This window comes from Cochleicola gelatinilyticus (assembly GCF_001637325.1).
GTDB classification, from domain to species: domain Bacteria; phylum Bacteroidota; class Bacteroidia; order Flavobacteriales; family Flavobacteriaceae; genus Cochleicola; species Cochleicola gelatinilyticus.
Genome location: NZ_LRXL01000026.1, coordinates 1,089,779 through 1,115,377 on the forward strand (window position 1 = coordinate 1,089,779; position 25,599 = coordinate 1,115,377).

At 36.2% G+C, this 25,599-nt stretch carries 21 protein-coding genes and 1 tRNA gene; 11 read left to right on the forward strand and 11 right to left on the reverse strand.

Annotated elements, in window-relative coordinates; all coding sequences use genetic code 11:
* Nucleotides 1-219: 219 nt before the first annotated feature.
* From ULVI_RS07015 to ULVI_RS07030, 4 genes are all read right to left on the reverse strand, one after another.
* Nucleotides 220-3,735, reverse strand: coding sequence for an efflux RND transporter permease subunit (locus ULVI_RS07015; RefSeq protein WP_068591086.1), 3,516 nt, complete (start codon nt 3,733-3,735; stop codon nt 220-222).
* 90 nt (nt 3,736-3,825) lie between these two features.
* Nucleotides 3,826-4,992 carry an efflux RND transporter periplasmic adaptor subunit gene (locus ULVI_RS07020; RefSeq protein WP_068591088.1) on the reverse strand — a complete coding sequence of 389 codons (1,167 nt, stop codon included), beginning with the start codon at nt 4,990-4,992 and terminating at the stop codon, nt 3,826-3,828.
* Between the two features lie 65 nt (nt 4,993-5,057).
* A complete protein-coding gene (locus ULVI_RS07025; protein WP_068591089.1) occupies nt 5,058-6,437 on the reverse strand; it encodes a TolC family protein in 1,380 nt (459 codons plus the stop codon).
* A 5-nt stretch (nt 6,438-6,442) separates the two neighbouring features.
* Nucleotides 6,443-7,042, reverse strand: coding sequence for a TetR/AcrR family transcriptional regulator (locus tag ULVI_RS07030; RefSeq protein ID WP_068591441.1), 600 nt, complete (start codon nt 7,040-7,042; stop codon nt 6,443-6,445).
* A gap of 191 nt (nt 7,043-7,233) precedes the next feature.
* Between ULVI_RS07030 and ULVI_RS07035 the strand changes: the two genes are divergently transcribed.
* Nucleotides 7,234-8,208, forward strand: a complete 975-nt coding sequence (locus ULVI_RS07035) for a polyprenyl synthetase family protein (protein WP_068591091.1) — start codon at nt 7,234-7,236, stop codon at nt 8,206-8,208.
* On the opposite strand, the gene ULVI_RS07040 is transcribed toward ULVI_RS07035, so the two are convergent.
* A complete protein-coding gene (locus tag ULVI_RS07040) occupies nt 8,205-8,732 on the reverse strand; it encodes an alpha-ketoglutarate decarboxylase (RefSeq protein WP_068591093.1) in 528 nt (175 codons plus the stop codon). The two genes, ULVI_RS07035 and ULVI_RS07040, sit on opposite strands and share 4 nt — an antisense overlap.
* A 113-nt stretch (nt 8,733-8,845) precedes the next feature.
* Between ULVI_RS07040 and ULVI_RS07045 the strand changes: the two genes are divergently transcribed.
* On the forward strand, nt 8,846-11,608 hold the full coding sequence (locus ULVI_RS07045; RefSeq protein ID WP_068591095.1) for a 2-oxoglutarate dehydrogenase E1 component: 2,763 nt from the start codon (nt 8,846-8,848) through the stop codon (nt 11,606-11,608).
* 57 nt (nt 11,609-11,665) lie between these two features.
* Nucleotides 11,666-12,973, forward strand: a complete 1,308-nt coding sequence (gene odhB / locus ULVI_RS07050; protein ID WP_068591097.1) for a 2-oxoglutarate dehydrogenase complex dihydrolipoyllysine-residue succinyltransferase — start codon at nt 11,666-11,668, stop codon at nt 12,971-12,973.
* A gap of 165 nt (nt 12,974-13,138) precedes the next feature.
* Here odhB and ULVI_RS07055 read toward each other — a convergent pair whose 3' ends face one another.
* From ULVI_RS07055 to ULVI_RS07065, 3 genes are all read right to left on the reverse strand, one after another.
* Nucleotides 13,139-13,771 (reverse strand): response regulator, encoded by a 633-nt coding sequence (locus ULVI_RS07055; RefSeq protein ID WP_068591099.1) that lies wholly within the window; start codon nt 13,769-13,771, stop codon nt 13,139-13,141.
* Nucleotides 13,768-15,786 carry a tetratricopeptide repeat-containing sensor histidine kinase gene (locus tag ULVI_RS07060; protein ID WP_082830797.1) on the reverse strand — a complete coding sequence of 673 codons (2,019 nt, stop codon included), beginning with the start codon at nt 15,784-15,786 and terminating at the stop codon, nt 13,768-13,770. The genes ULVI_RS07055 and ULVI_RS07060 overlap by 4 nt, the downstream gene beginning before the upstream one ends.
* Nucleotides 15,787-15,851: 65 nt before the next feature.
* A complete protein-coding gene (locus ULVI_RS07065; protein WP_068591104.1) occupies nt 15,852-16,286 on the reverse strand; it encodes a retropepsin-like aspartic protease in 435 nt (144 codons plus the stop codon).
* Nucleotides 16,287-16,334: 48 nt separating this feature from the next.
* On the opposite strand from ULVI_RS07065, the gene ULVI_RS07070 reads away from it, so the two are divergent.
* The 8 genes from ULVI_RS07070 (at nt 16,335) to ULVI_RS07105 (ending at nt 21,850) form a co-directional block, all read left to right on the forward strand.
* On the forward strand, nt 16,335-17,099 hold the full coding sequence (locus ULVI_RS07070; RefSeq protein WP_068591443.1) for a TatD family hydrolase: 765 nt from the start codon (nt 16,335-16,337) through the stop codon (nt 17,097-17,099).
* 65 nt (nt 17,100-17,164) lie between these two features.
* Nucleotides 17,165-18,193 (forward strand): asparaginase, encoded by a 1,029-nt coding sequence (locus ULVI_RS07075; RefSeq protein ID WP_068591106.1) that lies wholly within the window; start codon nt 17,165-17,167, stop codon nt 18,191-18,193.
* 94 nt (nt 18,194-18,287) lie between these two features.
* Nucleotides 18,288-18,375 (forward strand) — tRNA-Ser (locus ULVI_RS07080).
* Between the two features lie 311 nt (nt 18,376-18,686).
* Nucleotides 18,687-19,493 (forward strand): MotA/TolQ/ExbB proton channel family protein, encoded by an 807-nt coding sequence (locus tag ULVI_RS07085; protein WP_068591108.1) that lies wholly within the window; start codon nt 18,687-18,689, stop codon nt 19,491-19,493.
* Between the two features lie 17 nt (nt 19,494-19,510).
* Nucleotides 19,511-19,936 (forward strand): hypothetical protein, encoded by a 426-nt coding sequence (locus tag ULVI_RS07090; protein ID WP_068591110.1) that lies wholly within the window; start codon nt 19,511-19,513, stop codon nt 19,934-19,936.
* A gap of 3 nt (nt 19,937-19,939) precedes the next feature.
* Entirely contained in the window at nt 19,940-20,563 is a 624-nt protein-coding gene (locus tag ULVI_RS07095; RefSeq protein WP_068591112.1) for an ExbD/TolR family protein, read from the forward strand.
* A 15-nt stretch (nt 20,564-20,578) separates the two neighbouring features.
* Complete coding sequence (locus tag ULVI_RS07100) at nt 20,579-21,052, forward strand: ExbD/TolR family protein (RefSeq protein WP_068591113.1); 474 nt, start codon at nt 20,579-20,581, stop codon at nt 21,050-21,052.
* Nucleotides 21,053-21,142: 90 nt separating this feature from the next.
* Nucleotides 21,143-21,850 (forward strand): porin family protein, encoded by a 708-nt coding sequence (locus tag ULVI_RS07105; RefSeq protein ID WP_068591115.1) that lies wholly within the window; start codon nt 21,143-21,145, stop codon nt 21,848-21,850.
* Here ULVI_RS07105 and ULVI_RS07110 read toward each other — a convergent pair.
* The 3 genes from ULVI_RS07110 to asnS form a co-directional block, all read right to left on the reverse strand.
* Nucleotides 21,845-22,450, reverse strand: coding sequence for a hypothetical protein (locus ULVI_RS07110; protein WP_068591117.1), 606 nt, complete (start codon nt 22,448-22,450; stop codon nt 21,845-21,847). The genes ULVI_RS07105 and ULVI_RS07110 overlap by 6 nt on opposite strands.
* Nucleotides 22,450-23,910 (reverse strand): RNA polymerase factor sigma-54, encoded by a 1,461-nt coding sequence (gene rpoN / locus ULVI_RS07115; protein ID WP_068591118.1) that lies wholly within the window; start codon nt 23,908-23,910, stop codon nt 22,450-22,452. The genes ULVI_RS07110 and rpoN overlap by 1 nt, the downstream gene beginning before the upstream one ends.
* Before the next feature lie 111 nt (nt 23,911-24,021).
* Nucleotides 24,022-25,464 carry an asparagine--tRNA ligase gene (asnS, locus tag ULVI_RS07120; protein ID WP_068591120.1) on the reverse strand — a complete coding sequence of 481 codons (1,443 nt, stop codon included), beginning with the start codon at nt 25,462-25,464 and terminating at the stop codon, nt 24,022-24,024.
* Nucleotides 25,465-25,599: the final 135 nt, after the last annotated feature.

The window sequence follows — 25,599 nt, forward strand, 5'->3', positions numbered from 1 at the left end:
TATAGGTTGTTGTATTTGAGAAAGTATTGTGTGCAAAATTTTTGATATATGAATGTTAGAAGATATGTTAGGTAATATTCACTACCATAAGCTTAACCAGATAATATATGTTACTTCAATTTCTAATTCAATAGACAGAAAATAAAATTAATATAGAATAGAAACAAAAAAGCCCTCTTCAGAAATGGAGAGGGCTTTTTTGTTTTTAAAAACAGTGTTTTATTCCGCAGCTTCAATATTTATAGGTTTATCATTAATTTCTGGCGCAGGATTTCTTCTATTATAAAACCACATTTTCATACGAACAGATAGGTAGAATAAAATAGGCACTACAATCAATGTTAAGAATGTTGCTATTAATAATCCGTAGATCACAGTCCATGCCAGTGGTCCCCAAAAAATAACATTATCCCCTCCCATATAAATTTTAGGATCAAACTCGCTAAAGAGGGAGAAGAAATCGATATTTAGACCTATAGCTAATGGTATTAGCCCTAATATTGTTGTAATTGCTGTTAACAATACCGGTCTTAAACGTGCTTTTCCCGCAATAATAATACTGTCTAGAAGGTCTTTTTTCTCTAAATATTCCGATTCATCGAGATTGAGATTATTTTTCTTACGATCAATCACAAGTTGGGCATAATCTAATAGAACTACACCATTATTAACTACAATACCAGCTAAGGAAATAATACCCATCATTGTCATCATAATTACAAACGGAGCACCAGTGATAACAATTCCACCAAACACCCCTATGAAACTAAGAAATATAGCTATCATAATTATTGTAGGTTTAGAAATCGAATTAAATTGGAATATTAGAATAAAGAAAATTAATCCTAAGCCTGTAAAAAACGCGCCCATTAAAAATGCTTGTTGTTTATTTTGCTCCTCCAATTGCCCTGTATAATCTATCTTAATCCCAGAAGGGATACCATCATAATTACGCATTTCTTTTTGCACTTGTGCTACAGCAGCACCAGCATCGGTATAACCAGGAGATAAAGCTGAATAGACTGTTACGACACGTCTTGTATCCCTGTGTTTTATTGCACTAAATCCAGAACTATTTTTTTCACTTGCTACTGCAGATACAGGGATCTCTCTTAATTGACCGGTATTTGTTCTAAAAGTCATGGTCTGATTAAAAACGGCACTGGTATTATAGCGACTGTCCTCATTAAAACGCACATAAATATCATAATCGTCGCCATCTTCCTTATAGATACCTGCTTTAGTACCAAAAATTGCATTACGCAGTTGTTGCCCTACTTGTCCTGCACTCACGCCAAGTTCACCAGCTTTTTCACGGTCTACTATTACCTGCATCGCTGGCTTGTCTTTATTCACATCGATTTTAAGCTCGTCGATTGCGGCGATATTCTTAGTATTTATATACTTACGCATATTTTCGGCAGCAGTAATTAGCTGATCGTAATCTTCACCTTCTAATTCTATATTAATTGCAGCCCCTGCTGGTGGTCCATTAGCATCTTTTTCTACGGAAATAAGTATTCCAGGATAAATGCCGACTAAAGCATCTTGAACTTTTTGGCGAAGTAGTTCACTATCTTCTCCTTGGCGATACTTGTATTCTCGCATAGAAGCTGTAATTTTTCCTTTGTGAGGCATTTCTGCTGCACTACCACCATCGGTATTTGGATTCCCAGCTCCTTCACCTACTTGAGAGACCGCACTTTCTACTAAAAAGTTTCGGCCATCTTCCATATACTGACTGTCATTAATTACACCATACACCACATCTTCGATCTCTTTTGTGATTGCATTGGTCTTTTCGATATCGGTACCTTCAGGATACTCGATATATACAATGATCTGGTTAGGTTTATTGTCGGGGAAAAATTCAATTTTCGTGCGCTGAGCTCCTACCGAAGCTCCAAAGGCTATAAAAGCAGCTATTAATAACCCAAAAGTACCTGCCACCAAAACATACGGTCGTTTTCCTTTAAAAGCAGTGGTTAGATTTCTTTGGTACCAATTTTCAAGTTTTACTAAAGATTTATCTTGAAAGTTATTCGCTGCTTTACGTATAATCCATCTATAGATCCATAACATAATAGCTGCAAACACCATTACAGAGCCTAACCCTCTCCAGGCACCACCAAAAATGAGAATTAACAGTCCAATACCACCAACAATTGCTGAAATTTTAATCAGATTTTTCTTCGGCATATCTTTATCTTCCGTAGTCATAAACTGAGAGACAAGAACCGAGTTGAAAAAGATAGCGACAAATAATGATGATCCTAATACTACCGATAGCGTTATAGGGAAATACTTCATAAATTGTCCCATTAATCCTGGCCATAACCCAAGTGGAATAAAAGCTGCTACGGTTGTTGCGGTTGAAATAATTATTGGAAAAGCAATTTCGCCAATACCTTTTTTAGCTGCTTCAATTCTGCTCATGCCTTCTTCATCCATAAGGCGATATACATTTTCAACCACTACAATTCCGTTATCTACAAGCATCCCCAGTCCCATAATAAGGCCGAACAAAATCATTGTATTTAAAGTATACCCAAGAGCTCCCAAGATCATAAGAGACATAAACATGGACATGGGAATAGCGAATCCTACGAAAAGCGCATTTTTAAATCCTAAAAAGAACATAAGTACCACTACCACCAGAATAATTCCGAAGATAATGTTGTTTACAAGGTCATCTACCTGGCCAATTGTTTTCGAAGATTGATCATTTGTTACTGTTACCTTCAAGTCGGTTGGAAAAACCTCACGAATTGCTTTGTCTTTAATTTCATGAATTTTTTCAGCAGCGGCCACCATGTTCTTACCACTACGTTTTTTTACGTCTAGCATAACTACGCGCTCTCCGAAATCTCGGGCATAGGTTGTTCTATCTTTTTCTTGAAATTTAATTTCAGCGACATCTTTGAGGTATACGATATCGCCATCTTGTGACTTTACTACAAAATTCTCTAATTCTTTGGGGTCATCGATTTCTCCAAGAATGCGAATGGTACGTCGTTGACCACTAGTAATAAAGTTTCCCGCAGACATGGTCATATTACCATTATTAATGGCATTCGTAATGTCCTGAAAACTTATTGAAGATGCCATCATTTTATAAATATCAACCGCAACCTCAATTTCTTTCTCCTGTGCTCCCCGAATATCTACTTTTTTAATTTCTTCTAGATCTTCAATTTCATCTTGAAGATATTCCCCATATTCTTTCAATTTAGTAACTGGATAATCTCCAGAAATATTAATGTTTAGAATGGGTATTTCTTCACTTAAAGTTAACTGAAATACATTCGGTTCAATTTTAGCTCCGTTAAATGTGGGCCAGTCTTCTCCTGAGGTTTCGCTATCGATCTCATCCTTTACTTTTTGTTTTGCTAATTCCACCTCTATACCTTCATCGAATTCTACAATGATCATCGAGTAGTCCTCTTGAGATGTAGAAGTAATCTCCACCACATTACTAACAGTTTTCAGTTTGTCTTCGAGGGGATTGGTAATTAATTTTTCAATATCCTCAGCCGTATTTCCAGGAAAAACAGAACTTACATAGATTTTAGTTTCTTTAATTTCGGGAAAGTCTTCTCTAGGCATCGTGAAATAAGCAGAAATTCCCAGATATAAAATCATTGCCATTAAAACATAAATGGTTGTTTTATTATTGATCGCCCATGAGGAAAGTTTAAATTCCTTATCCGTATTCTTTTTTTTCTTTTTTGCCATAATTATGCCCACGTGGGTGGGTAATTTAGTAGTTAGTATCGTCTATAACTCAAGCAAGATGTCTTCAGAATTTATTTCTGAATTATCCTTTTAATACGTAATAATTTTTACTGTTTGTCCTTCTTTAACACTTCGGGCACCTTCTTGAATAAGTTGATCCCCATCTGAAAGTCCTTCAATAACCTCGATGACATCACCCTGAGTTTTACCAGTCGTAATAATCTTTTTTTCCGCGACTGCTTTTGAGCCTTCGACATTATTTAAAACATATACATATTGATTTCCATCTGCATTTTCAGAAATAATATCTTGAGGAATCATGATTGCTTTTTCGTTGGTATAATCATTAATTTTTAAACGGGCGGTAAGGTTTGGTTTTATTGCTTTGTCTTTATTAGGAACGGCAATCTCTATTCTAAACGTTCGGTTGTTAGGATTAATGTAGTTTCCTGTTTGTCTAATTTTAGTCTCTATCTTTTTGTTAAGAACTGGAAAGAAGACTTCTACATTTTTACCATTTTCGATATCGCTTAGGTAGCTTTCTGGAACATCTGTGGTAATATACATATCGCTAAGATTTACAATACGCATTAATTGAGTTTGTCCTGGTGATACCACACTTCCTTGTTCTGTGATCACCTCATCGATAATACCTGAGAATGGTGCTCTTACATTGGCTTTTCCTACTTGCTGTTGCATTGATGCAATTGCCTTTTGTTGACCCTCGTAGTTAGATTTGGCTTGAAGAAATTGAATCTCGCTTCCTATTTTTTGGTCCCATAATCTTTTTTGACGCTCAAAGGTAGTTTTAGCAAGTTCTGCCTGTACTTGCATTTGTGCCAATTGTTGTCCCATTCCGCCATCATCTACGACGGCTAATAATTGTCCTTTGCTTACCTTTTGTCCTTCTTTTACAAGTACACGCCTTAATACACCTCCCATTTCAGGAGTTACTACAATATTTTCATCAGTTTCTACACTTCCTTGCAATTCTAAGAAGTGATTAAAAGGTGACGCTTTAGCTTCGAAAGCAGTAATTAATGGAATGTTTTTTTCAGGATTTAATTCTTTAAGTTTTTCATCAAGTTGCTTAATCTGGTTGTTGATGGCTTCCTGTTGTGCAACCAATTCATCTTTCTTTGCTTGCATTTCTACGGCATCGTTATTTTCGAGAACAGCTTCTGTAGATTGTGCATCTTTTTTGCCACAAGAAATAAGCAAAATTGAGAAGATTGCTAATATGAGTAAATTTTTCATTCTAAAATAGTATTTAAATTTTGGTGTATTGGTCTTTTATTCATTTTCAGTTATCTCAACTGACATTAATAACGATTTTTAACAGTTTCGGAATCTATACGTACCTCTGGTGTATTTAGCACTGTTTCGATATTAGCTTTTTCGTTAATAAGTGATAGCATAGATTCAAAATATTGTTGTTGGGCATTGTAAAGTTGTACTTGTGCTTGTCTTAGGTCGAAGCTGGTTGAAAGTCCCTCTGTAAATTTTATTTGATTTTTATTTTCTACTCGTTCTGCTAAAGCAAGGTTCTTTTTTGAGTTTTCATACGTTTCAATAGCGAATTGATAATTACTTTTTGCGGTATTTAGTTCCAGTCGAACATTTTGAATGGTTTCTTCCAGCTCGGTTTCAGATTGTTCTAAAGCGATTCTTGCTTGTTGCGTTCTGGCACTTCGCATTCCACTGCTAAAAATGGGAATGTTCATATTTACCCCTAATATTGAGGATTGAAAATAACGCTGATCGTTGTCTAAAAATGTAAATTCATCACTATTTGCAGCAGTGCCGTAATTCACAAAAGCAGAAAGTGTTGGAAGCGCTTTACTTTTTTCTAACTTTAATTCGAGACTACGTTGTTCGGTTAAATTATAGGCTATTTTGTAATCAACGTTCTCTTCTATAGTAAGATCCGATTCGAGCATCGCTAATTGAATGTTTTGTTGTGCTAACGCATCTAAGTCATCCTTAAATATTACAGGGGTTTCTACTGGAATACCTAATCCTACATTAAACATTTCACGCGCTATTTTTTGTGAGCGGATGGCGTTGCTAAGTTGTGTGTCGATATCTAATAGTGTAATTTCTAATTGTTCTACACTTTCCTCTTCGGTTAACCCGTTTTCAAAAATCTTTCTAGTTTCATAAAGATTGTCTTCTAGGTTTTCCTTGTTCTTTTCAAAAATGGCGACCAACTCTTCAGAAAGTAATACACTTCCGTAGGCATTAATAATTCCTTTTCGAACTTCTAAATTTGTTTTTTCCGCAGCATTTTCAGAAAAATCAAGAAATGCTTTTGCAGCTTGTAACCCGACGAGATAACTTCCGTCGAAGATTAATTGATTTAGCGTAGCGGTAGCCGAAAGACTTTGTTTCGTTCCAAAAGTTACTGGTGTGAAGGTCCCTGGTGCACCGCCACTAAATTCGGCCGGGATGAAAGTTACAGGTTGCTTTAAGTTGTTTTGATAGGCAATGTTACCGCTAATTTGCGGCAATCCTGCAGCAGTAGTTTCCCACTTTTGTTTAAGGGCTTTTGCAATGTCTCGTCGTGCATTAAGTGCTGTGTAATTGCTGTCTAAGGCAAAGGTCACTGCTTCTTCGAGTGTAAAAGCGTATTCGGTGTTTTGTTGTGCAAATCCGTTGAAAGTGCAGAGTACGAAGCCGAGTATGAATCCGATTTTCCTCATGTTATCTATTTATTTTTTATAAATTTTTTCAAAGTTTGTAGTCCTTCCTTAGTGACAATACCGCGTAGGTGATATTCTAAATAATCTTCCATTAATTGCTCTTTCGGGTAAGTTTGTAATGGAAAAAGTGACTCATCTTTTAAATTACTTACCCCAATAAAATAGAGTCTCGATATTAAATCAACACTTATATTATCACGATATAAACCCTGTTCGATCCCTCTTGTTAAGTTAGAAACAGTACACTCCCGCATCATCTCAAATTGCTTTTTATGCAACGAGGCAAAAATTTGTGGATAGTATTTTTGAAGTTGATATTGAGGAGAAGATTTCGAATCTTTTAATTGAAGCAACACAAACTTTTTAATTTCGTATAGTTCTTCAATAGGGTTGTTGTTCAGAGCACAAATACCATCAATCCCTTCGCTAATATCACACATTAGGGTCGATGTTACATCTTTCACCAAATCTGTTTTATTACTAAAATGCGCATAGATTGTTTTTTTTGAAATACCCATTTCATTCGCAATATCATCCATAGTAACACTTTTAAAACCAAGTGTTATAAACAGGTCTGCCGCTTTATTAATTATTTTTTCTTTCATAATTCCCTCCCTTTTTAGGGGATCTTTCATAGATTCGGCGGCAAAGATACAACAGGAAACTTTAAAAACAATTAAAGTTTCCAAAGTTTTAAAATATTTTACATTATAGTAATATTGGCTTAAATTATTTAATAAGATTTAGTGGGTTCGGTTTCTTCTGCAAATTGTATTTTTGCTGGAAATTTTTCTGAATGGAGTCTTTATCATCCTATAGTGAATCGTTACAAAAACACTTGCAGCAAACAGTTGTAGTGAAAGAACCAATGAATTTATACGAACCCCTATCGTATATTCTTCAATTAGGAGGAAAACGGTTGCGTCCTGTTCTTACCTTAATGACCTGTGATTTTTTTTCTGGCAGTTACCAAAAAGCAATGAATGCTGCTTTAGCGGTAGAATTATTCCATAACTTTTCTTTAATTCACGATGATATTATGGACAACGCTCCGTTGCGACGTGGCAGAGAAACCGTTCATGAACGTTGGGATGTGAATACAGGAATTTTGTCGGGAGATGCGATGTTGATTCTTGCCTATCAGCTATTCGAAGGCTATGAGCCAAAGATGTTTAGTGATCTTGCTAAGTTGTTTAGTACCACTGCGCTACAGGTGTGTGAAGGACAACAATACGATGTCGATTTTGAAACTAGAGATGATGTGACACTTCCCGAATATATTAAAATGATCGATTATAAAACCGCTGTTTTAATTGGAGCGGCTATGAAAATGGGAGCAATTGTTGCGGAAGCTTCAGAAAACTGTAAAAATAATATTTACGAATTTGGGAGAAATCTAGGAATTGCCTTTCAATTACAGGATGATTACTTAGATGCCTTTGGTGACCCAGAAACCTTCGGAAAACAAGTAGGAGGTGATATTATTTCGAACAAGAAAACTTTTCTTTACTTAACAGCTTTAGAACAGAGTACTCCGTTAGAAGCTTCAGAGTTGGCACAATTATTCACTATAAATCCTAAAGATCCTTCCGATAAGATCGAACGAGTTAAATCAATTTTTGAAACTTCTGGAGCTGCTGAAGCAACCCGACAAAAAATTGCTTACTATACCGAAAAAGCGAATAATGTGCTTTCAGAAATAAATATTTCAGAACAAAAAAAGAGTCACTTTCGTGAATTCGGGGATTGGTTAATGGAGCGAACTGTTTAAAAATAAACCCTCACAAAAGGAGAAAATGCTGAGCCATACACGCTTTTAAACTCATCAAATAATACATCGTAACGTAACCCGATTGTGATGCCCCCAGTGCGATACCCGGCCCCTAAAAACAAAGCAGGAACCCAATAATTATCATCTTCCAATAAAAACTGGCTGTCGTATACCCGGGAAACATGTAAAGTTTCCAATTCACCAGAAAGTTGAATTTCGGGAATCACATTAAAAAGCCCTAGCACACTTCCGCCAACAATATATGATTTGTAAACGTTTTTTTCACTGGCATACGTTCCGTTAAGTCCAACACCAGCAGAAAACCGATCGTTTACATGATAAATGGCGCTGGGCGCCAGAGTGCCACTAAAATAACCATTCCCAAAACCTAATCCAATTCCACCACCAAACTGCACGTTCGACCAAAACTCGCTTTTGGTCTCTTGAGCAGTGTATTGCTGTATGCTAAAGATGCTAAAAAGTAGAAACAAGAAGAGTTCATACCGCTTTATACTTTTTTTCATTAGGAATATTTTAAGAAAATTGCTCCATAAATATATACATTCCAAAGATGTAGTTTATGGATTTGTTGTATTTTTGTTTCGTTTTATATAAAATAGCTTGCAGAACTCCTATTATGGATAACTATTCTTTTCTTAATGCGATTCACCCACAACAAATCGCAGACCTTTACGATAAATATTTAAAATTCCCTGACAGTGTAGAACCCAGTTGGAGGGCCTTTTTTCAAGGATTCGACTTTGGGGTTGAAAGTGGTTCGGCAGCAGAATTTGGTCTTACTCCTGAGGGAGAAGACGATACTCGACCGACTATCACCGAAGAAGTTTTAAAAGAATTTCAGGTTATAAAATTAATCGATGGATATCGTACCCGTGGACATTTGTTTACCAAGACAAATCCGGTACGCGATCGTAGAAAATATACACCAACACTCGATATTGAAAATTTCGGCTTGAACAAAAGTGATTTGCAAATCACTTTTAAGGCTGGTGAAATTCTTGGAATTGGTCCAAGTACTCTCGAACAAATTCTACAGCATCTCAACAGTATTTACTGTGATGCTATAGGAATTGAATATATGTATATTCGGAAGCCAGAAGAGATCGAATGGATTCAGAAAAAACTGAACATTAACGATAATCAGCCAAAGTTTTCTTCGGAAGAAAAAAAACATATCCTTAAAAAATTAAATGAAGCCGTTTCTTTTGAAACCTTTTTACATACCAAATATGTGGGGCAGAAACGATTTTCACTTGAAGGTGGAGAAAGTTTAATTCCAGCTTTAGATGCTCTTATTGAAGGTGCAGCAGAGCGAGGGGTAAAAGAATTTGTAATGGGTATGGCTCACCGTGGTCGTTTAAGCACCCTTACCAATATCTTCGGAAAAAGCGCTAAAGACATTTTTAGTGAATTCGACGGAAAAGATTATGCACAAGATATATTCGACGGAGATGTGAAATATCACCTTGGGTGGACATCTAAACGAAAGAGCAGCTCTGGAAAAGAAATTAACTTAAACATAGCTCCCAACCCTTCACACTTAGAAACGGTTGGAGCTGTAGTACAAGGAATTGCCCGCGCTAAACAAGACGATCATCACAAAGATAACCCCGAAGCAGTTCTTCCAATTATTGTACACGGAGATGCAGCAATCGCCGGACAAGGGATTGTGTACGAAATAGTACAAATGGCTCAACTCGATGGCTATAAAACGGGAGGAACAATTCATATCGTGGTAAATAACCAGATAGGGTTTACAACCAATTACCTCGACGCACGATCCTCGACGTATTGTACCGATGTAGGTAAAGTAACACTATCACCAATTCTTCACGTGAATGCAGACGATGTAGAGGCTGTAGTACATGCCATGATTTTTGCGCTTGATTTTAGAATGAAATTTGGTCGCGATGTTTTTATCGACTTGTTAGGGTATAGAAAATATGGGCATAACGAAGGAGATGAGCCACGTTTTACTCAACCAAAATTGTATAAAGCAATTTCTAAGCATAGCAATCCTCGTGATATTTATGCCGAAAAACTATTTAAAGATGGTGTTATTAAAAAAGGACACACCAAAAAATTAGAACAAGAATTTAAAGACAAGCTAGAAGAAAACCTAGAAGATTCTAGAAAAGAAGACAAAACCGAAATCACTCCGTTCATGCAAGATGAATGGGAAGGATATATCTATGCCGAAGAGGATAAAATGATGGAAGAGGTCGACACTACTGTCGATATAGAAGCACTTACCGAAATTGCTGAAGTCATTACAAAATTACCAAAAGATAAAAAGTTTCTTCGGAAAATATCAAAACTTATCGATGCACGTCGTACCATGTATTTTGACGATAACAAGTTAGATTGGGCGATGGGAGAATTATTGGCGTATGGAACCTTACTGAAGGAAGGGCATGACGTTCGTATGAGTGGTCAGGATGTAGAAAGAGGAACTTTTTCACATCGTCATGCGGTAGTAAAAGTGGAAGAAAGTGAAGAAGAAATTATTCTACTTAATGAATTAAAAGGCGAACAGGCTGAATTTTATATTTATAATTCACTACTGTCAGAATATGGTGTCGTTGGGTTTGATTACGGATATGCAATGGCAAGTCCAATTTCTTTGGTAATTTGGGAAGCACAATTTGGAGATTTTAGCAATGGAGCTCAAATTATGATCGACCAGTATATTTCTGCTGCCGAAGATAAATGGAAGCTTCAAAATGGTTTGGTTATGTTATTGCCACATGGGTATGAAGGTCAAGGTGCAGAACACTCATCTGCAAGAATGGAGCGCTACCTACAATTATGTGCTACAGATAACATGTTTATAGCAGATGTAACAACTCCTGCGAATATGTTTCATTTATTGAGAAGACAATTAAAAGTAAAATACCGCAAACCGTTAATAGTTTTTACACCTAAAAGTTTGTTGCGTCACCCTAAAGTTGTTTCAACAAAAGAAGAATTGGCGAACGGAACCTTTCAAATGGTGATCGACGATCCAAGTGCAAAATCAACCAAAGTAAAAACACTGGTGTTTGTAAGTGGTAAATTTTATTACGACCTGCTAGAGAAAAAAGAGGAGGACAAGCGCGACGACGTTGCGATTGTGCGTGTAGAGCAATTGTTTCCTGTGCCGGCAAAGCAAATGCGTAAGGCAATTAAGAAATATAAGAATGCAAAAGATGTGGTGTGGGCGCAGGAAGAGCCTAAGAACATGGGGGCTTATTCGCATATGTTGATGCATTTAGATGAAGCAAAAAGCTTTAGAGTATGCAGTCGTAAAATGTATGCAGCTCCTGCGGCGGGAAGTACGGTAAGATCGAAAGCAAGACACATGAAAGTGATCGAAAGTGTATTTAATAAAGACGCATAGACAATAAAATAATATAACAAAGACACCTCTGTTTTAAAGAGATAAAATTAGAATACTATGGCATTAGAAATGAAAGTTCCCTCACCGGGAGAGTCCATAACCGAAGTAGAAATAGCACAATGGCTTGTTGAAGATGGCGATTGGGTAGAGAAAGATCAAGCAATAGCCGAAGTGGATAGTGACAAAGCAACATTAGAACTTCCTGCTGAAGCGAGTGGAATTATCACACTTAAAGCAGAAGAAGGAGATGCTGTTGGTGTGGGTGAGGTAGTTTGCCTTATCGATACAGATGCAGAGAAACCTGGTGGCGGAGATGACTCTACAGAAACTTACGATAAACCTGGTGATGAAAAAGGTGAAGGAAACGCGGGTCCCGATCTTGATAAACAAGATGCTAAAAACAAAGATAACGGGGATAAAGCTGACGCGAAAACACAAACACCATCGAAGTCTTCTACACCAGATCAAGCACAGGATAAGAAATCGTATGCTACAGGAACACCATCGCCAGCTGCAAAAAAGATCCTTTCAGAAAAAGGGATGGATGCGAACAGTGTAAAGGGTAGTGGTCGTGACGGAAGAATTACAAAAGCTGATGCCGATCAAGCTACGCCATCTATGGGAACTCCAGGAAACGGAAACCGTGGGACAGAACGAAAAAAATTATCGATGCTACGCCGAAAAGTAGCAGAACGTTTGGTTTCAGCAAAAAACCAAACAGCCATGTTAACTACGTTTAACGAAGTTAATATGTCTCCAATCTTTGAATTAAGAAAGAAATACAAAGAGCAGTTTAAAGAAAAGCACGGAGTAAGTTTAGGCTTTATGTCTTTCTTTACTCTTGCAGTAGTTCGTGCCTTAGATTTATATCCAGATGTAAATTCTATGATCGATGGAGATTACCAGATCAAACATGATTTTAAAGATATCTCTATTGCTGTGTCTGGACCTAAAGGCCTTATGGTACCAGTAATAAGAAATGCAGAAAATCTTACATTTAGAGGAGTTGAAGCAGAAGTAAAACGCCTTGCCATTCGCGCACGTGACGGAAAAATCACTGTAGATGAAATGACAGGTGGAACCTTTACAATTTCAAACGGTGGGGTTTTTGGTAGTATGCTTTCTACACCAATAATTAATCCGCCACAATCAGGAATTCTAGGAATGCACAACATTGTAGAGCGTCCTATCGCAATCGATGGTGCCATTGCTGTAGCTCCTATTATGTATGTAGCATTATCGTATGATCACAGAATTATAGACGGGCGGGAATCTGTTGGGTTTTTAGTAGCTGTAAAAGAGGCGCTAGAAAGTCCTGAAGAGTTGTTAATGAACAACGATGTGAAAAGAGCACTTGAGCTATAATAAGAAAGCAAAAGTACCACTACAAAAAAACCCAGCTGAAAAGCTGGGTTTTTTGGTTAATTAGTTGACTTATTTGGTTGAAAATTAAACATTAACAGTACGTAAAGATCACTATAATAAGGCTTGATCCAAATACGTGTAAACACGTAAATTAATTTTTAGGAACTACAAAAGTTTGTCATGGTTCTCTTTTGCCCAAATAAGTAAGCTGTTCGTTTTGGGTTCAAGATTAAGTTTATTAATAATATTACTTCGGTGTTTTTCTACGGTTCGATACGATATAAAAAGTAGAGAAGCGATATCTTTATTAGTCTTGTCTTTGGCAATCAGCTTTAAAATTTTTCTTTCTGAAGGGGTCAAACTATTAAGCGTGCTATCTTCTACATTTTCAAAAGCAAGTAATTCTTTAATCTTCGGACTAAAATAGGGATGTCCTCCTGAAACCGTTTCAATACAATTTTCAATTTCTTCGATTGCCACTTCTTTTAAAATATATCCAAATATATTTAACTCCTGCGCTTTTTGATAAAGCTCCTTTTCTTTATGAAGCGTGATAAGGACAACTTTAGTTCGAGAACCATGTGTTTTGCAGTTTTTTGCAATTTCAAGCCCCGACATATAAGGCATTTGTATATCTATAATAGCAATATCGGGTTCCTGTTTTATTATAAGATTATAAGCTTCCCGCCCATTATTAGCACTTCCTATAAGGTTGTATTTTTTTTCAATTAAGAAATCGTTGAGACCTTTTAAAAGTAATGGATGATCGTCTGCTGTAATTATAGATGGGTTTTTCATGATACCGGAAATTGAAATTCAAGCACCGTTCCGCTGTCTTTTCTGGAATATACCTTCATTTGTCCTTTTAAAAATTTTGTTCGTTCTAATAAAGTTTTGAGTCCGAGCGACTTTACATCTTGATATTCTTCAGCAAAATCGAAACCAATTCCATTATCTCTAATTGAAATAATAATGTTGTTAGCAAATCGTTTTACCGAAACTTTGCTCGCTTCTGCTTTTGCATGTTTTAAAACATTGCTTAAACTCTCTTGTACAATTCTATAAATATTTATCTCTCCCTCTTTGCTAAAAACATTGTCGATATTATCTATGTCGGATGAAATAAATAATGATGTGTTTTCATCAATTTGATTTAAGGTAAACTCAATAGCCTTCGTAATGCCCATTTCTTGTAATTGAAAAGGATGGAGGTCTCTAGAAATAGAGCGAACTTCATCGATAGCTGCATCTACCATTTGTTTGGTAGTGGAATCACCTTTCTCTACTATTTTATTTTTAATAAGTAGTAATTGTTGTCCAAGACCATCATGAAGGTCTTTCGATATACGTTTTCGTTCTACTTCCTGCGAAGCAAGTAACTCTTGACTAAAACGTTCTTGAAGCACTTTGTTAGTTTTTAAGTGACTTTGGTTTCTGTACAAAATGACAAGTATAAAGCCGAGTAATACAGCAATACTGCTAAACCCAACCATTTTTTTAAAGGTATCGTTATCTTTTTCTAAAAGCTGAATATTCGTGTTTTTTTCTACTAATTCTTTTTCTTTTTTTTCAATTTCTAGAGCTGTTTGGTAATAGGCAAAGGCATTTGCAGATTTTGCGTTATAAAGTGAATCTTTTAGGGTAATGTATGCAGATTTATTTTCATAACTATTTTTAAAATCGTCGATTTCATCATAAATCTCAGCAAGTAAGAGATAGGAGCTCATAGTTTCCTCTTCAATGCCAAAAGTTTTCGCATTATTCAATCTTTTTTGAGCATACTTTAGTGCTTCTTCGAATTGTCCGTTGTTTTTTAAAACAATCGCTTTAGCGTTATTGTAATTTAAATCTGTATAAAGGTCTCCATTTATGGTTGCATAAACATTTTCGATTAGCTCCATGTTTTTTTGAGCCTTATCTACATCATTTTTATTGCTGTAATATTCTACTAGACTAGAGTGAATGGCAACATACATGACTTTGTCACTTAAAGAGTCGTTGAATATTTGTTTTGCTTGTAGCAAATAATCTAACTCGAGGCTGGGTTCTCCCATTTTTTTATAATCTAAAGCTTGATTGTAGTACAGCGTGGCAAGATATTGATGTAATTCAAGTTCCTTTAATTTCTCAACTAATGAGTCCCGCTCTTCTTTTGCTTTGTCGTAAAAGCCGTTCATGCTGTACATGGTAATATTACCTTGTTGCGCAAGTAACATGTACTCGTAATCTTTTAACGATTCAAATAACGAATGTGCTTTGTTGTAATCTTCACTTGCTTTTATAAATTTTCCTTGGTTAGAATAGGCTTGCCCTCGAAATAAATATGCGTCTGCTTTATGAATAGAATCTTTTCTCCCAAAATTATCTATTGCCAATGTAAAATCTTCAACGGCATCTTTTAAGTCTATTCGTAAGTGTGCTCGACCTCTTTTTAAATATAGGCCACCAAGTAAAAAACTATCTTTTAATTTGTATTTGTGAGAAATTACGTTGCTTAATACTGTTACTGCTTTTCCCGGATCATTATTGTAATTTGTAAGAGGGTGTTGCAAATTCATTGCTTTTTTTGCAGCCCAAGCGATGCTATCGACTTCTTTTGCTAATGAAATATATTCAAGACTGTAGGCTATAAAAGTTTTAGGGTCTGTTCGAAATGTTTTAGCTAAAATGCTGTCCATTGCTTTTAGCCGAATACTAGTATTTGTATTGCTGGATGCCAGTTTTTTATAATAAGATGCGTCGAATTCCTGAGCGGAAACCGTGAAACACATAAAAGATATAAGTAAAAACGCACTAGCTGAGTGTAGCTTCATTCCTAGGTGAGTTATTTGACTGAAAATAAAAGTACTAAAATTTTGTAATCCAAGCGGCTTGTTACCTATTTTAAATACAAGCAGTTTCTACCGTAGTCGATCACAGCCCTTCTTTTCTTTAAAAGATCTGCACCAATAATGCCATGTACCTTGGTTTCGTTTACTTGGAGCAAGGCTTCATTTACGTGAGATAGATCGAATAGCACAAAATCTTGCCGATTAATAGTTAACGCTTCAAGGGTAATCGTATTATTTCGTGAAGCTCTTGTTTCCATATTTATGGCTCCAGCTCCCGCCGCTTTTATATCGCTTTCTTCGCTATTCATAAGAAAATAGGTGGCACTTTCAAAACCGATGCAACTGGTAGAAGCGCCGGTGTCTAAAATAAAGTTGCCAGACATACCGTTTAACATCGCCGTGAGTTTGTAATGTCCAGTGGCCAATTTTTTTAAAGGAATTCGATGGTACTGCTGTGCTTCCAGAAATTGTCGTAATTGCATGCTGATTTTATTTCAAAGATAGCAAACAAAATAAGTAGCTTTGCAAGAATGTTAACAGATACACACACCCATTTATATAGCGATGCCTTCGATGAAGATCGCGAAGCCATGATGAAACGAGCCTTTGCTGAAGGAGTGCAACGTTTTTTTATTCCGGCAATCGATTCACAATCTACCAATGCAATGTATGCATTAGAGGAAAAATATCCCGACCGCATATTTTTAATGATGGGGTTGCATCCTACTTCAGTTAAAGAAGACTATGAGAGCGAATTAGCACACGTTGAAGCAGAATTTAAATCGCGTACTTTTTATGCCGTGGGTGAAATAGGAGTCGATCTCTATTGGGATAAATCAACTTTAAAAATTCAGCAAGATGCGTTTCGCAGGCAAATACAACTTGCCAAAAAATATAAATTGCCTATTGTAATTCATTGCCGAGACGCATTCGATGAGGTTTTTGAAGTGTTGGAACTAGAGAAAGGAGAGGATCTCTTCGGAATTTTCCACTGTTTCACAGGAACTCTAGAACAGGCAAAACAAGCCATATCTTACAATATGAAATTAGGAATTGGAGGTGTGGTTACTTTTAAGAATGGAAAAATAGATACCTTTTTAGCACAAATCGATTTAAAACACATTGTTTTAGAAACCGACGCTCCATATTTAGCACCAGTGCCCTTTCGGGGGAAAAGAAACGAAAGTAGCTATCTTTCTTTAGTGGCGAAAAAGATAGCAGATATCTATTCGGTTTCAGAAAGGGAAGTGGCACGTATTACTACTGAAAATTCAAAAGAAATATTCGGAATCTAATTTCAGCAGATTAAACATAGCTGAGTTGCTTCCGAAGAAAAAATAATTGCATACACGACTGCCGAATGAAATACAACACACAAATTTTACTTATCTATACCGGTGGAACTATTGGTATGATTAAAGATTTTGAAACTGGCGCGTTACGAAATTTTAATTTTAATGATCTTTTAAAACATATCCCAGAACTTAAATTATTGGACTGCGAGATCAACACCACCAGTTTCGAAACTCCCATCGACAGTTCTAACATGAATGTTAAGTATTGGGTTCAGTTAGCGACGCTCATCGAAGAAAATTACGAAAAGTACGATGGATTTGTTGTGTTGCATGGAAGCGATACCATGTCGTATACGGCTTCAGCGCTAAGCTTTATGCTAGAAAATTTGGGAAAACCAGTTGTTTTTACAGGATCACAGCTCCCTATTGGAGATCTCAGAACCGATGCTAAAGAGAACCTTATCACGTCGATACAGATCGCTGCATTAAGGGAAAAGGGACAGTCGGTTTTAGGAGAAGTATGTTTGTATTTTGAATATAAAGGCTATCGTGCGAACCGAACCACAAAAATAAATGCCGAACACTTCGAAGCCTTTGCCTCGTTAAATTATCCCGCATTAATTGAGAGTGGGGTTCATTTAACGGTAAATTATGATGCATTATACAAACCAAACCGAAGAAAGAAATTGAAGGTTCATAAACAAATGGAGTCGAATATTGTATTACTGAAAATGTTTCCGGGAATAGATATCGAAACGGTAGCACATATATGCGGATATCCAAAAATAAAAGGATTAATTATTGAAACCTTTGGAAGTGGAAATGTTACTAATGAAGCATGGTTTATAAAAGAGCTAAAGCAACTTATAGATCGTGGCATCCCTGTGATTAATGTGACACAGTGTTCTGGTGGAAGTGTAACTATGGGACTTTATGAAACTAGTGTTGCTTTAAAAAGAATAGGAGTAATTAGCGGTAAAGATTGCACTACTGAAGCCGCATTAGCTAAATTAAAATATTTATTGGGACAAAAAATAGCACCTAAAAGCTTTAAAACTATTTTTGAAACTTCGCTTCGTGGGGAGATGAATTAAAATTTATAGCCATAACTATTTTGTAAGAGTTATTTATTTTTGATATTTGGCGTTCCTTATAATTAAGGAGACTAATTAAAGGGGACTAATTAATAGAGAGGTGGCCGAGCGGTCGAAGGCGCACGCCTGGAAAGCGTGTATACGCCAAAAGCGTATCGAGGGTTCGAATCCCTTCCTCTCTGCAAAATGAACTTAATTAAAAGTGAGTTTTATATTATAATTACTTTCAAAGATCATTTTTGTTGTCTTGAGAGTAAACTGTTAAAAATGCAGTTTCTAATTAAAATTATATAATAAGCTCTCATCGAAAATTCATTTTAAAGCATGAGTTTTTGCCTTTCATCTCTTAAATTTGTCGTTTAACCTAATTTGGTAGGATAACTGCTTTAGTAACAGAGATTACAGGCTTTTCAGTAAATTTATTATTGGAGATTAACTAATTATTTTTATATCTTTAAACCCTTAACTAAAAATAAACCTTAAGTCGATAGCAATGAAAAAATTATTTTCTATTATGGCAATTGCCGCATTAGTTTTTGCGGGAACATTCACAGCAAACGCTTCCGTAGCTCAAACGATGCCAACAAGTGCACAAACTTTAGTAACAGCAGCAACTGTTACATTTATTCAAGATGAAGAAGCTGCAGTAGCAGAAGAAGAGTCCTTAGGATGGCATCAAGAATTAAAACTGCGATTCATCGAAGGTGGACCAGCTTTTATGGGGATTGTTTTATTGTGTTTAATTCTTGGGTTAGCAATTGCTATTGAAAGAATTATCTACCTTAATCTTTCTACAACTAATACTCAGAAATTAGCTGAAGATGTTGAAGATGCTTTAAATAGCGGTGGTATTGAAGCTGCGAAAGAAGTATGTAGAAATACAAAAGGACCTGTTGCATCTATCTACTATCAAGGTTTAGATCGTGCAGATGAAAGTTTAGAAGCTGCAGAAAAAGCAGTTGTTGCCTATGGAGGAGTTCAAATGGGACAACTTGAGAAGAATGTTTCTTGGATCTCTTTATTTATCGCTCTGGCGCCAATGCTTGGTTTCATGGGTACGGTAATCGGGATGATTCTTGCTTTCGATAAAATTGAAGCTGCTGGTGATATGAACCCTTCACTTGTTGCGGGTGGTATTAAAGTAGCATTATTAACAACTGTATTCGGTCTGATTGTTGCGATTATCCTACAGATTTTTTACAATTACATCATCGCTAAGATTGATAGTATTGTGAACAGTATGGAAGATGCTTCTATCACATTGATCGACATGCTTGTTGACTACAAAAACAGAAGATAATTTTTAAAACCCAATACATGGCTTTACATAAAATTTTAAAAATAGTAGGATTGCTTTTAAGCATTGCGGGAATCGTTTTTCTTGCCATGATTATTTCTAAAGGTGATGAAGTTGTAGCATCTACAGGTGCAGGCGTCGATGGGTATTTATATGTAGCGTATATTACATTCGCATTGGTTCTTTTATTTGTGCTATTCTTTGTTCTAAAAGGAGTTTTTTCAGGCGATTTAAAGAAAACATTACTCTCTGTTGGAGCTTTTATATTAATTGTAGTGGTTTCCTATGTTTTGGCCGATGGTCAAGAAACAGTGATGCGTGATGGAGACATTCTTTCTGCAAGTGGTTCGAAATGGGTTTCAACTGGTTTGTATGTGTTTTACATACTTGCGGTATTAGCAATCGGTTCGATGATATTTAGTGGAATCACCAAAATAAGAAAATAACCTATGGCTAGAAGAGCAACACCAGAAGTAAATGCAGGGTCTATGGCAGACATCGCATTCCTTTTACTTATCTTTTTCTTGGTTACAACAACCATTGAGAAGGATAAAGGGATTGCACGTCAGCTTCCACCCGATGAACCACCCACAGATGAACAAGTTGTTATTAAACAGAAAAACTTGTTTGTTGTAAATGTGAATCAAGACGATCAATTGTTGGTTGAAGAAGAGTTGATGGAATTGAAAGATTTACGTCAAGCAGCTATAGATTTCCTTGACAATGGTGGAGCGCCTCAAGGGGCTCCTAATTACTGTAGCTATTGTAAAGGAAAACGTAGTCCAGAATCATCTGATGATCCAGACAAGGCAATTATCTCGGTACAGAATGACCGTTTAACTTCTTACAAAATGTATATCGCTGTACAGAATGAATTAGTGGCGGCGTATAATTTTTTAAGAGATCGTGAATCTCAACGTTTATACGGTTGGAAATTTACCGAAGTAAAACGTGCTATCGATGAAGGTTCTTATAACGGAAACGAAGAAGCAACTCAGGAAAAACTTGAAAATATTCAGAAGTTATTCCCGCAGAAACTTTCAGAAGCCGAGCCAAGAAAATCAGGAGAATAAATAAATAACGTACTTATGTCAAAATTCAAAAAGAAAAAAGGTGGTGAGTTACCTGCTGTAAACACGGCGTCCTTACCGGATATCGTATTTATGTTATTATTCTTTTTTATGGTTGTGACTGTCCTCCGTGATAGTAATCTGTTAGTGAAGAATGACCTGCCTAAAGCAGATCAAGTTGAAAAACTAAAAAAAGATCGATCTGTTTATATTTTTGCCGGTAGACCAAGTCAAAGATATCAGGATAAATATGGTAAAGAAGGAAGAATCCAGATCGGAGATAAATATACCGATGTTTCAAGCCTTAAATCTGCACTAGCAGAGACAAGAGCTAAATTACGACCTGAACTTCAGGATAAAGTAATGGTTGCCTTGAAGGTGGATGAGGATACAAATACTGGTCTCGTTACCGATATTAAACAGGAATTAAGAGAAATGAATATGTTAAAAATTATCTACATTACCTCACCGGGTAATCAAGTTGATAATTAAGTAGTATTTATAAATTATTTAAAACGCCTTGAATATTTATTTCAAGGCGTTTTTTTGTTTACAATAATAGAATTCAAGTATATTTAAGATATGCAGAAATTATTTAAAAACAGCTTTCTCGTTATTGGTATGTTGATGATGTGTCAAGGTTTTGCACAAAAACTAACATCTACGAATCCTGTTGATTCTCTATATAGAGAGGATCAATTCTATGCAGGCTTAACGTATAACTTATTATCAAGTGTGCCAAGTGGCGTAAATATTAGGGGGCTTTCTGGTGGTGTTCATTTTGGTTTCCTACGAGATATGCCTATAAATAAACGAAGAAATATAGCGGTCGCTATTGGTGCTGGACTAGCATTCGATCAGTTTGGACAAACTCTTTTTATAGGTGAAAATTTAAATGATGAAACAATATTTACAGTATTAAAAGATAGTGAAGTAGATTATGATCGTAATAGTTTTGCTACTGCGGTGATTGAAGCTCCTATTGAATTCCGATGGCGCAGTTCCACAGCCAGTTCTTATCGTTTTTGGCGAATTTATACGGGAGTTAGAGTCGGTTATGCTTACTGGTTTCGATCAACATTCAAACAAAATGGAAATAACGGAGGACAAACCGATGTTCCAGAATTCGATCGGTTACGGTTAGCTGCGACTTTAAGTTTTGGATATGGAGGGATAAATTTTTACGCAAATTATAGTATCAACCCTTTCTTTAAAGATGCGGTTACAACTGAAGGCGAAACAGTAGATTTTAGAACTATAAAAATTGGTTTAATGTTCTACATTTTATAACCAAAAATTTAAAAGTATAAGCTGAGGTAACATGCCTACGAAGAATCCGATAATTAATTCGGCTAGGGTATGACTTTCGGTATGTAATCTGGATGAAGCTACCCAACCATTTATTATAAAAAATACACTGAGACCTAGGAGTACATTAACCTTAAAGTGTACGCTTAGTGCTATTAAAAACATAGTTACACCCGCGATTCCTATTTGATGTAAGCTCACTTTAAACTTTAATAATACAAGCATTAACGCAGTAATACTCGAAAACAATATCCCCACAAAAAAGTAATACATTTCGGGACTATCATATACATTAAATACTACTTTAATAATCAGGAGCAGCAACACACTCTGAACCATCAGAGGAACTTTTCGCTCTTTTACATTTTCTAAATGTATCGATTCTATCACCCCTAAATTCTTCAGAAGAAAAAAAGTAATAATAGGAATAAACACGGTTATAATGGCTATAGCTAGTAAGTTTGCTTGTATTAGTTCCGGTTCAATATATCGTGGGGTAATGGTGTAATATACAACGCCCCCTAAAAGCGGCATTAATAGCGGATGAAAAAGATATGCTGCGATTCTTAGAAACCAGTTCATTAAATTTCTTTTCTAAGGCGTGCAACTGGAAGGTCTAATTGTTCGCGATATTTAGCTACAGTTCGTCGTGCGATTGGATACCCTTTTTCCTTCAAGACCTTAGCAAGTTTATCGTCGGTAAGTGGTTTTCTTTTATCTTCTTCAGAAATGGTTATCTCCAAAATCTTTTTGATCTCTCTAGTAGAAACTTCTTCCCCTTGATCATTCGTCATCGATTCACTAAAAAACTCTTTAATAAGCTTGGTTCCGTAAGGAGTGTCTACGTATTTACTATTTGCTACTCTTGAAACTGTAGAAACGTCCATATTAATTTTATCGGCAATATCTTTGAGGATCATTGGCTTCAACTTTCGCTCATCACCTGTTAAAAAATATTCTTCTTGGCGATGCATAATCGCATTCATGGTGACAAAAAGTGTTTGTTGCCTTTGCTTAATAGCATCAATAAACCATTTAGCAGCATCTAGTTTTTGCTTAATAAACATCACAGCGTCTTTCTGCGATTTCGACTTGTCTTTCGACTCTTTATAGCCTTTTAGCATGTTTGTATAATCGCGCGACACATGAAGCTCTGGAGCATTTCTTCCGTTTAAGGTAAGTTCTAATTCTCCATCCACGATCTTAATGGCAAAATCGGGTACCACATGTTCCACCATTCGTGTACTTCCTGAAAAAGCCCCTCCAGGTTTCGGATTCAAACTTTCAATTTCATGGATAGCTCCTCGAAGTTGATCTTCTGTAATATCAAATTTCTGAAGTAGTTTTTTATAATGTTTTTTACTGAAGTGTTCGAAAGCGTCTTCTAAAATAGTGATTGCTAAAGAAACAAATTCGGTAGGCTCTTTACGTTCTAACTGAAGCAATAAACATTCCTGAAGGTCACGAGCCCCTACGCCAGAAGGGTCTAAATCTTGAACTATTTTTAAAACTTTTTCTATTTTATCTTCAGTAGTATATACATTTTGAGTGAATGCAAGATCATCTACAATATCCTGAACCTCTCTTCGTATGTATCCACTTTCGTCAACACTCCCAACGAGGAACTTTGCAATTTCTTTTTCATCTTCTTCAAGACGATATGTGTTGAGCTGTTGTAAAAGATGTTGATTAAAAGAAGTTCCCGATGCATATGGCATCTGCTTTTCTTCATCATCTGCACTGTAATTATTTGCCGATAATTTGTAGCTCGGCGTTTCATCATCACTTAGATAATCATCAACATTTATTTCTGCTTCAATTACTTCTGTTCCCTCATTATCGTATTCATCCTGCTCATTTCCGTATTCTTCATCGAATGTTTCTGGTTCTTCTTTGCCAGTTTCCAATGCCGGGTTCTCGTTCATTTCCTGAGAAAGACGTTGCTCAAAAGCCTGTGTAGGCAATTGAATTAACTTCATCAACTGGATTTGTTGAGGAGAAAGTTTCTGAGAAAGTTTAAAATTAAGTTGTTGTTTTAACATGAGATTTTTATCGTACCACTAAGTTAAAAAAAACCCACTACTTATTCGTTTAAGTGGCGGGTTTTATGAAAAGCTTGTGAATGCTATTTTTTCTTAAAAACAAATTCTTATTTAGAAAGAAGCATTTCCAGGTGTTCTGGGATAAGGTATTACATCCCGTATATTTCCCATTCCTGTTGTGAATTGAACAAGGCGTTCAAACCCTAATCCGAAGCCACTGTGAACAGCTGTACCAAATTTTCGAAGATCTAAATACCAGTGTAATTCTTCTTCATCGATTCCCATCGCTTCCATTTTCTCTTTTAAGACATCGTAACGTTCTTCACGCTGAGATCCTCCTACGATCTCACCAATACCTGGAAATAATACGTCCATCGCACGGACGGTCTTTCCGTCGTCGTTTAAACGCATATAGAAGGCCTTAATTTTTGCTGGGTAATCGAATAAAATTACCGGGCACTTAAAATGTTTTTCCACTAAAAAGCGTTCGTGTTCGCTCTGAAGGTCGGCACCCCATTCTTCAATAATATATTTGAATTTTTTCTTCTGATTTGGTTTCGATCGTTTTAAAATATCGATTGCTTCTGTATAGGAAACCCGTTTAAAATTATTTTCTAACACAAACTGAAGTTTTTCACGTAACGGCATATCACTTCGGTCTGCTTGTGGTTTGCTTTTTTCTTCCTGTAACAAACGATTCTCTAAAAACTCAAGATCATCTGCACAGTGTTCCAACGCATACTTTATAACATACTTTATAAAGTCTTCAGCAAGATCCATGTTACCTGCTAGGTCACAAAATGCAACTTCCGGTTCGATCATCCAGAACTCTGCCAAATGACGTGAAGTATTCGAGTTTTCAGCACGAAATGTTGGTCCGAAAGTATATACTTTTCCTAATCCCATGGCGTAGGTTTCGGCTTCCAATTGGCCACTTACCGTTAAGTTGGTTTCTTTTCCGAAGAAATCTTTAGAATAATCGATCTCTCCGTTTTCTTTTAGGGGTGGATTTTTTGGGTCGAGAGCACTTACACGAAACATTTCCCCGGCACCTTCAGCATCACTTCCCGTAACGATGGGAGCGTGCATGTAATAAAATCCGTTTTTCTGAAAATATTCATGAATCGCAAAAGATAGTTTAGAGCGTGTACGCATTACAGCACTAAAGGTTTGTGTGCGAACCCGTAAATGTGCCTGTTCGCGTAACTTTTCTAAAGTATGTCTTTTAGGAGAAAGAATAGTTAATTTTACATCTTCAGGATTGGCTTCTCCCAAAACTTCGATGTCACTCACTTGAATTTCAACCGATTGTCCTTGTCCTTGACTTTCAACCAAAACGCCTTTTATTTCCACCGCAGCCCCTACGGTTACTTTTGCTAAAACATCTTCTTCAAAGTTCTCAAAATCAACCACACATTGAATGTTTTTAATCGTAGAACCGTCATTTAAAGCAATAAAACGGTTGCTTCTAAAGGACCGTACCCAGCCTCTAACCAAAAGGGAATGTAAGGTGGGTTCTTGTGTTAAAACATGTGCTATATCCTGTTGTTTCATGGGTTTCAAAGTTTGAATGGCAAAGATACTTTTTTAATTGAAATTCGAGAATTCAGAAACAATAATCTGTAAATAGGCTATGTTTTCGCTTTTCAATATTAAGATTTCATAATACTAAATATGTGTGCTAGAATA

What these genes read in the sequence shown, in the direction of transcription:
- ULVI_RS07015 (WP_068591086.1), bottom strand. Translation starts at nt 3,735, where the DNA reads ATGGCAAAAAAGAAAAAAAAGAATACGGATAAGGAATTTAAACTTTCC.
- ULVI_RS07020 (WP_068591088.1), bottom strand. Translation starts at nt 4,992, where the DNA reads ATGAAAAATTTACTCATATTAGCAATCTTCTCAATTTTGCTTATTTCT.
- ULVI_RS07025 (WP_068591089.1), bottom strand. Translation starts at nt 6,437, where the DNA reads ATGAGGAAAATCGGATTCATACTCGGCTTCGTACTCTGCACTTTCAAC.
- ULVI_RS07030 (WP_068591441.1), bottom strand. Translation starts at nt 7,042, where the DNA reads ATGAAAGAAAAAATAATTAATAAAGCGGCAGACCTGTTTATAACACTT.
- ULVI_RS07035 (WP_068591091.1), top strand. Translation starts at nt 7,234, where the DNA reads ATGGAGTCTTTATCATCCTATAGTGAATCGTTACAAAAACACTTGCAG.
- ULVI_RS07040 (WP_068591093.1), bottom strand. Translation starts at nt 8,732, where the DNA reads ATGAAAAAAAGTATAAAGCGGTATGAACTCTTCTTGTTTCTACTTTTT.
- ULVI_RS07045 (WP_068591095.1), top strand. Translation starts at nt 8,846, where the DNA reads ATGGATAACTATTCTTTTCTTAATGCGATTCACCCACAACAAATCGCA.
- odhB (WP_068591097.1), top strand. Translation starts at nt 11,666, where the DNA reads ATGGCATTAGAAATGAAAGTTCCCTCACCGGGAGAGTCCATAACCGAA.
- ULVI_RS07055 (WP_068591099.1), bottom strand. Translation starts at nt 13,771, where the DNA reads ATGAAAAACCCATCTATAATTACAGCAGACGATCATCCATTACTTTTA.
- ULVI_RS07060 (WP_082830797.1), bottom strand. Translation starts at nt 15,786, where the DNA reads ATGAAGCTACACTCAGCTAGTGCGTTTTTACTTATATCTTTTATGTGT.
- ULVI_RS07065 (WP_068591104.1), bottom strand. Translation starts at nt 16,286, where the DNA reads ATGCAATTACGACAATTTCTGGAAGCACAGCAGTACCATCGAATTCCT.
- ULVI_RS07070 (WP_068591443.1), top strand. Translation starts at nt 16,335, where the DNA reads ATGTTAACAGATACACACACCCATTTATATAGCGATGCCTTCGATGAA.
- ULVI_RS07075 (WP_068591106.1), top strand. Translation starts at nt 17,165, where the DNA reads ATGAAATACAACACACAAATTTTACTTATCTATACCGGTGGAACTATT.
- ULVI_RS07085 (WP_068591108.1), top strand. Translation starts at nt 18,687, where the DNA reads ATGAAAAAATTATTTTCTATTATGGCAATTGCCGCATTAGTTTTTGCG.
- ULVI_RS07090 (WP_068591110.1), top strand. Translation starts at nt 19,511, where the DNA reads ATGGCTTTACATAAAATTTTAAAAATAGTAGGATTGCTTTTAAGCATT.
- ULVI_RS07095 (WP_068591112.1), top strand. Translation starts at nt 19,940, where the DNA reads ATGGCTAGAAGAGCAACACCAGAAGTAAATGCAGGGTCTATGGCAGAC.
- ULVI_RS07100 (WP_068591113.1), top strand. Translation starts at nt 20,579, where the DNA reads ATGTCAAAATTCAAAAAGAAAAAAGGTGGTGAGTTACCTGCTGTAAAC.
- ULVI_RS07105 (WP_068591115.1), top strand. Translation starts at nt 21,143, where the DNA reads ATGCAGAAATTATTTAAAAACAGCTTTCTCGTTATTGGTATGTTGATG.
- ULVI_RS07110 (WP_068591117.1), bottom strand. Translation starts at nt 22,450, where the DNA reads ATGAACTGGTTTCTAAGAATCGCAGCATATCTTTTTCATCCGCTATTA.
- rpoN (WP_068591118.1), bottom strand. Translation starts at nt 23,910, where the DNA reads ATGTTAAAACAACAACTTAATTTTAAACTTTCTCAGAAACTTTCTCCT.
- asnS (WP_068591120.1), bottom strand. Translation starts at nt 25,464, where the DNA reads ATGAAACAACAGGATATAGCACATGTTTTAACACAAGAACCCACCTTA.